Annotated in this window: 7 protein-coding genes; all 7 read right to left on the bottom strand. The window is 26.0% G+C overall.

What is annotated here, in order from left to right; genetic code table 11:
* Positions 1–15 precede the first annotated feature (15 nt).
* On the bottom strand, positions 16–369 hold the full coding sequence (locus tag B0A67_RS24070; protein ID WP_072965157.1) for a hypothetical protein: 354 nt from the start codon (positions 367–369) through the stop codon (positions 16–18).
* Positions 370–386: 17 nt separating this feature from the next.
* Entirely contained in the window at positions 387–2219 is a 1833-nt protein-coding gene (locus tag B0A67_RS24065) for a type IV secretory system conjugative DNA transfer family protein (RefSeq protein ID WP_207557388.1), read from the bottom strand.
* Between the two features lie 188 nt (positions 2220–2407).
* Positions 2408–2749, bottom strand: a complete 342-nt coding sequence (locus B0A67_RS24060; RefSeq protein WP_072965158.1) for a single-stranded DNA-binding protein — start codon at positions 2747–2749, stop codon at positions 2408–2410.
* Positions 2750–2775: 26 nt separating this feature from the next.
* A complete protein-coding gene (locus B0A67_RS24055; RefSeq protein ID WP_072965159.1) occupies positions 2776–3603 on the bottom strand; it encodes a hypothetical protein in 828 nt (275 codons plus the stop codon).
* Positions 3604–3622: 19 nt separating this feature from the next.
* The gene (locus B0A67_RS24050; RefSeq protein WP_072965160.1) at positions 3623–4645 is read right to left on the bottom strand and encodes a hypothetical protein; all 1023 of its coding nucleotides are present in this window, start codon (positions 4643–4645) and stop codon (positions 3623–3625) included.
* A gap of 83 nt (positions 4646–4728) precedes the next feature.
* Positions 4729–6285, bottom strand: coding sequence for a relaxase/mobilization nuclease domain-containing protein (locus tag B0A67_RS24045; RefSeq protein WP_207557387.1), 1557 nt, complete (start codon positions 6283–6285; stop codon positions 4729–4731).
* Positions 6286–6342: 57 nt separating this feature from the next.
* Entirely contained in the window at positions 6343–6675 is a 333-nt protein-coding gene (locus tag B0A67_RS24040; RefSeq protein ID WP_072965162.1) for a plasmid mobilization protein, read from the bottom strand.
* Positions 6676–6707: the final 32 nt, after the last annotated feature.

Here is a 6707-nt window from a genome sequence, read left to right as displayed (position 1 = left end):
TTCATAATCAAAAGTTTAAATAGTTATTTGATATAGATTATAATTTTCAAAAAGCCCTTTGACTTTTCTTTTTGAAATATCCATAGAAATACGCCAAATTCTATGCGGTTGACATTGTGAGTTTTCTTTGGCAAGCTGTAAAAGATAATAATATGAATTGAGCGCAAATTCTTCTCTTTTTCCTTGTATCGTTAAGTATAGCCATAGTGTGCTGTTTTCCCTAAGAGCTTCATAAACCCATTTCAATAATTTATTATCTTCTAGATTTTTAAATTTATCGAGCTGGAAATAATAAGTATCTAAATTGGTCATTATTTCAAAATGCACATCTTCTGTAATATAAAATTGTTTTATTGTAAGCATAATCATTCGGCATTAATTCGTTTTTACTCGCCTATTTTCGCATAAGCTTCGGCTAAATCCTTAATCTCTTTTTTAATTCTTTGAAAATTTTCATCAATTGTTTGTTCAATTGGTTTATCAAAATGAACAAAAGCAGGAATTTCTCCTTTTTCATATTCTGCTCTTTCTTTATGGTCTATAAGAATTTTAGAATAAAAAACTTTTTGGCTAATTTCATAGCCTCTATCATCTGCAACTTGTCCAACAAATACACCTTGTTCTAATGATGATATTTCGCTGGGCGGTACAATATCTTCCATTTGGGTAGAAATACTCATTGAATTACTTTCATTGCTAACGGTAAGAGATTCTTTTTTAATTTTAATTTTTCCGAATTTTTCAGATAACTTTTTAGCTGTATCAAAATTTACCATCCCACTAAAAGTATTACCAACTGTGTTTATGATTGCTTCTGCTATATCTTTTCCTAAATCTCGGGTTAATTGGGCAAAATCTTGGAAACCTAACCAAACCGCAATTTTATTAGAACGAGCTGTAGCTATTAAGTTGTCTAAAGTTCCGGGCGCAAAAGATAAAGTTGGTAATTCATCAAACATAACAGCAGTTTTTTGCATTTTTGGTTTATTAATTAAACGCATCAAACGTGTATTATACAAAGAAAGTATTGGTGAATAAACTAAAGCTTTATCAGGGTCATTACATAATACTAATATCTTAGGATTTTCGGGATCGTTAATTTGTAAACTTATTGTATTTTCAGTATCATCAGTGGTCATAACCCAATATACTTTAGGAGACGTTAATCTTGACAAAGCTATCTTTGTTGTAGCAATCTGTCCTTCTAATTGATCTGTAGCTCCTTTATCATAAGCGGAAATAAAAGGAGAAGCTACATTGTTAATATATTCATCGTCTTGTTCTTTCATTATCTTAAAAATACTATCATAATCAAGGCTCATAAATTGAATTAAATGAGGAACTGTACAGTACTTTCCGTTTTCAATTAATTTCAAAGTCCAAATAGAAGCAGCTGCAAAATTTATAGCAGATTCTGTAAAAAATTCTCCTTGCTTCTGTGCCCATTTTGGATATAAACCATACATCAAAGCTTGTGATGCTGCTGTTGCATCTGAACTGTCAAATAATAAATCAGGTTGTATTGGATTACAACGATTACTACGGGTTAAATCATCAAAATTTATAATACAAAACTGAGGAGGAATTTTGTAAGCTAAATAATGCTTTTTCAAAGCATTATACGCTATTATTGCCAAACTCGGATATTTGTAATCATACAATAAAATGCAAAATCCTTTTTTAATATGCTGAATTAATGCTTCAATAAGAAAAGAATATGATTTTCCAGAACCGGGCGTTCCTAATACCTGAGAAGCTCTATATGGATTAACAACGTTTACCCAGCCGTCTTCTGTTTGAATATTAACTGAATCATCATTTTGAAGAAGTTCTTTAAATTGGTCGAATTTTCTTTGTTCTTTTTGAAATCTGTCTTTAGAAAGATTACTGATTAACGTCTTCTTAAAATCTACTAAATATTTAATATATAAAAAGAACAAAATAATACTAAAAATAAGTACTGATAAAAAACCGATTTTGTTTAATCCTGTTAGGTAATAGATATTATACAAAAACACATAAGCTATACCTGTTGCTAAAATTGGAGGTATTAGTTTATTTCTATCTTCTAGATTTTCCGTTACTTTTGCTTTTATCTTTGATAATAGTACTCCTGCGCTTACTAAAAATAAAATAAATATTCTTAAATAAGCAGGATTTTTAAATAATATTTTTGTACCTAAATAAGAAGCCCTGGCTTTTAACATATCGCTTCCCATGTCTATTTTTTCAAAAAAGAAATAATTGAAATAATAAAGATCTAGAAAGAAAAATGTTATACAGAAAACAAATAAAAGGCTTATATAAATTGAGCGATTTTGATCCATTTTTAAGATTTGTTTTAAAAAAAAGCGATTAAACAATTAACCGCTTTTAAATTGAATTAATAATCATTACAATAAAATATTTACAGACTAAACTTATTTACTGTAATATTAAAATTTGTAAAAACAGTATTTTTCTCCTCGTTTTCAGTCTTTTTTAATGTTGCATAATTCGATTGAATTGTAATTTTTTTTCCTTTTTTAAGCATATCTAAGCACATTTGAAAAAGATTAGTTTCGGGATTATCTGTTTGATTATTTAAGTTAATCCAATAATTACAATCTAAAAAAAGAACTTCGCTTTTAGTTGTATTTACCGCTAGTGTAAAATTAATAACAGCCGTGTTTTTTTCAACAAATTTTGTTCCTACTGCATCAGCTGTTAAATTTCCTGTAGAAATTAAATTGAATATATCTAGTGCCATATTTTTATTTTTTAGTTAGTTTTTAATTATATACTTCTTCCTTTTTTTTCTTTTTTGGGAACTTCTTTTATTTCTTTCATTTCTACTTCCTCTTTAATATTCTTAATAGGTTTTGAATTTGTATGTTCTTGTCCTTCTTTTTTAGCATAAGAATTTTTCATTAATTCTTCAACTCTTACACTATATTGAGAAGTCACAAAAGCATTCAAATCTTTATCATATTTACAAAAAGCTTTAAATGGAATTTCTTCTTTACTTTGTCTATCAATCACAATAGATTGATTTTTTTCCATTGTGTTTTTTAATTGTTCCGGTGTTAACTCAACTCCGTAAACTTTAGTTTGCAGTTTTTCTTGTTTCCAAGCAGTATTCATTTTTAAATTTCCATCTTTTCCTCTATATAATTGAAATTTACACGCCCAGCTCTGAAGCTTTTTTTCTCCTTTTTCAGAGGTAATAATTGAGTTACCTTTGAAAACACTATTAGTCATATTTCCTTTTAATAATTGAACTAAATCAGCCTTGTTTTTTTTACAAAATTCTGAAAAACTGCCCACAGTAGTTTTGGATAGAAATTTATTCATTCTCTCACTAACGGATAAATTTTCAGGTGTATTAGCATCTACTTTGTAAAATTCTCTGAAATCAAATTTCTGTCCTGGAAAGAATTTATATACTTTATCATTATTAGGAATTTCAATATTATTCTGAGCATAATTATTAAGGAGAATTTTTTCAGGATTTACATCTTTTACAACTCCTACTAAAAATTTATTTCCAAAAGGAACAGAAACAATATCATCTACTTTAATTGTTTTATCTAGCTCTTTTTTTTGTTCGTCTTGTGTTTTCATAATTTGATTTTTAAAATGATTATCGATTTAGCCATGTATTTACTTTTTCTTCTTTTTCCTTTTTGGAAATTTCAATATCTTCTTTTTTAGATTGGGGGTTGAATATTTTATTATTACCTAAGTACTCTTTATTTGTTACAGTTTGAAAAATGATTAAACCATTTTCTTCTTTATTACTACTTACTTTAAAAGGAAGACCATCTTTGTCTGAAACCATTAAAGTTTTACCTTTTTGTAAAAGATTAAGCTCTATACCGTTAAATTGTTTTTCAGGAGAAATAACAAAGTTTATATTTTTATTATTTTCAATTTCAAAAGATTTTCCCTCTTTATTTTCTACAATTAATTTTGTGTAGTCTTCTGAGTACTTTTTAAATTGAAATTCTTCATCGTTTATTTTTACAGTATATAAAGCCTTTTCTTTTGGTTTCTCTAAAGTTTGATCTTTCTCCAGCTGAGATTGATTTAAATATTTATTATAAATCTCTAATGGCTTAAGTAAACTCATTATTAAATCTTCTCCCAGTTTTTCAGGATTAGAATTATAATTTATTGTTCCTAACTCTTTAGCTATAAAATCTTTGAGATCAATTTTTTTATGGTACTTATCCCCTTTCTTAACTTCTACAGAATCTACTTTATTGGAATTAATATAATCTTTAAGTTCTGTCAGTTGTCTTTTAATAATATCCTCTTTGTTTTCCGGCTTAATTTCCTCAAAACCTAAAACAATCGTTTTTTTTGTACCATCAGAATTATTAACCGTTAATACAGTTGGTTCATCATCCGTTAAATTGAATTTTTTAGATAATGGATTTTCTTCTTCTAATTCGAAATCTTTATACTCTTTTGAATTATAGATATCGGTTAAAGTTTGATCTTCAAAATCTACATCTATATCTTCTATATCTATATTTTTTTCTTGCTTTGAAACATTAAATTCAAAATCGTTGTTTAGATGATTAGGTATAAAATTATTTTGTAAATTTTCATCAGAGTTCAAATTCCTATCTGTATTTTTTTCTTCTCCTAACTCGTCCATATTTTTCTTATTTAAGTTTTTTCTGTAACAAATATAAAAATAAAATATAAGAATATTATATATAGGCATTCAAAATATATACTTTATAAATTTCTGCTGCCCGGTTTTCTCTTTTTTCTAGCATTTTTATCTATATCAGATAACTTATTACTATCATCGTCATTATTAATTTGATAAACATAATTATCTTGAAATTGATCGTCTAAATTTTCTTTTATATGTCTTAATTCTTTTGTATTATCAGTTTCTCTAGGATTTTGAATTTTCTCTAATATATTTAAAACACGTTCTTCTTTTTCCGTGTCTCCTTCTAATTTGGCTCTGCTATGTTCAAATTGTAAAATATTTACATTTGATAAATTATTAAATTCAATATTTTTAGATTGTTTGTACAACTCTATAGTACCAGTATTAATATTGATATTATCATTAATTATAATATAGCCTCCTGTTTTATTTTTATAATCAGAAATACTTAATTGGTTATTTTGATAATTAACTTTAAATCCGGAATAAATTAAAGTTTGTATTTTTTGATTAATATTTAAGTTTTCTAAATTATCTTGAACTTTCTTATAATTCATTTCTGTAATAACAGCAGGTTTAATCTGTATTTTTTCTCCAATTAAATCAGCTAAATTTTTAGCTGTATATTTTTTACTAATTTGCTCTCCTGTGTATTTATATCCAGTAGATAAGTTTTCAAATGAAATACCTACTAATTTATTATTTGAATCGTATCTATCATTTAATTTTATATCCCGTAGTAACAGAACTTTTTTAAGTTGATCCATTGTGATTTTATCATATGGACTTAAAATATAGTCAAGTTGATTTTTAATACTGGCTTTTTTAGATTTGTGATAAGGTTCATTTCTCTTAAATATCTTTTCTAAATTTTCAACTGTAGGTTTCAAATTTAAAGAACTAGCTTTTATACCCTTTTGACTTCGTTTAAAGTCTACATCAATTCTATTAAATACAACTCCATGATAATTTACTTCTTTACCATTAATTACTTTATTACCATTTAATACCTGCAATTCAAGATTATTTATTTTTAAATATTTTTCTAAATCCCCAATGTTTTGAACTTTATAATTATTCAAAGCATATTTTATGTGATAATTGAGTTCTTCTCTCAAAGAATTAAAATTAACCCTCGTTTCTTTATTAGGTTTAATGTTTTCGCCTTTTTTTGAAGAAATAACTGTTAAATCATATTTTAATTCTAATTCTCTGGTTGCTTTTTGACTTATAATTCTATCATTAGAACTTACAATTGCTTTTTTCTTTTCATTAATATTGCAAGCTACTATATGAATATGTGGATGATTCGTATCATCGTGTTTATAAATCAAATAAGGCATATCATCAAAACCTAATTTTTGCATATAATCATTTGCTACTTTTTGCAATAAATGATTATCTATTTTCGCTTTATCTTGTTCAGGAAAATTTATTGAAACGTGAAAAAATTTATCTTTTCTCTTAGAAGCAGTACTTAATTCTAGAATTCGATTTACTGCATTTTTATAGCCATTTTCTCCTTTACTATTAGTAATAGTGTTTTCAACAGATAACAAAACGGCTTCGCCCTTGCTTACTTTTTTGTCATTGTATGCTAGTAATGGTTTCAAAAAACTACCTTTTGTAATGTTAGCTATCAAATGAAATGATTTTAAAATTAGACATTTTTATTCTAAAATAGTTTGTATTTTTTCATTAAGAATGTCAATAACAGCATTCAATTTATCAATATCTAAGGATGATAATTCACCCATAGAATTATATTTTTTTGATATTTGATTTAAATTCACTCCTATTTTATTTAGTTCGTTAATATACTTTGGGTCTTTATCAGTGTTAATTATAATTTTTTTGTCGTTAAATTTTTGCATAAAAACGTCACGTATAACATCTGATAAATTATTTCCAAACTTATTTATAAACTTAAATTCTGTTTCAGTAAATCGAATTGTTATTTTTTTTGTCCTCTTTTCGCTATCAGGTTTTATAGGTCTTGCCATAAGAATTATTATAAAATATATTGATTTATTTT

Source organism: Flavobacterium aquidurense (assembly GCF_002217195.1).
Lineage (GTDB): Bacteria > Bacteroidota > Bacteroidia > Flavobacteriales > Flavobacteriaceae > Flavobacterium > Flavobacterium frigidimaris.
Note: the sequence above shows the minus strand (reverse complement) of the source record. Positions and strands in the feature narration are given on the sequence as shown.

Excerpts from the sequence above, each read along its gene's own strand:
- B0A67_RS24070 (WP_072965157.1), bottom strand. The coding sequence starts at position 369 with ATGATTATGCTTACAATAAAACAATTTTATATTACAGAAGATGTGCAT.
- B0A67_RS24065 (WP_207557388.1), bottom strand. The coding sequence starts at position 2,219 with ATGGGAAGCGATATGTTAAAAGCCAGGGCTTCTTATTTAGGTACAAAA.
- B0A67_RS24060 (WP_072965158.1), bottom strand. The coding sequence starts at position 2,749 with ATGGCACTAGATATATTCAATTTAATTTCTACAGGAAATTTAACAGCT.
- B0A67_RS24055 (WP_072965159.1), bottom strand. The coding sequence starts at position 3,603 with ATGAAAACACAAGACGAACAAAAAAAAGAGCTAGATAAAACAATTAAA.
- B0A67_RS24050 (WP_072965160.1), bottom strand. The coding sequence starts at position 4,645 with ATGGACGAGTTAGGAGAAGAAAAAAATACAGATAGGAATTTGAACTCT.
- B0A67_RS24040 (WP_072965162.1), bottom strand. The coding sequence starts at position 6,675 with ATGGCAAGACCTATAAAACCTGATAGCGAAAAGAGGACAAAAAAAATA.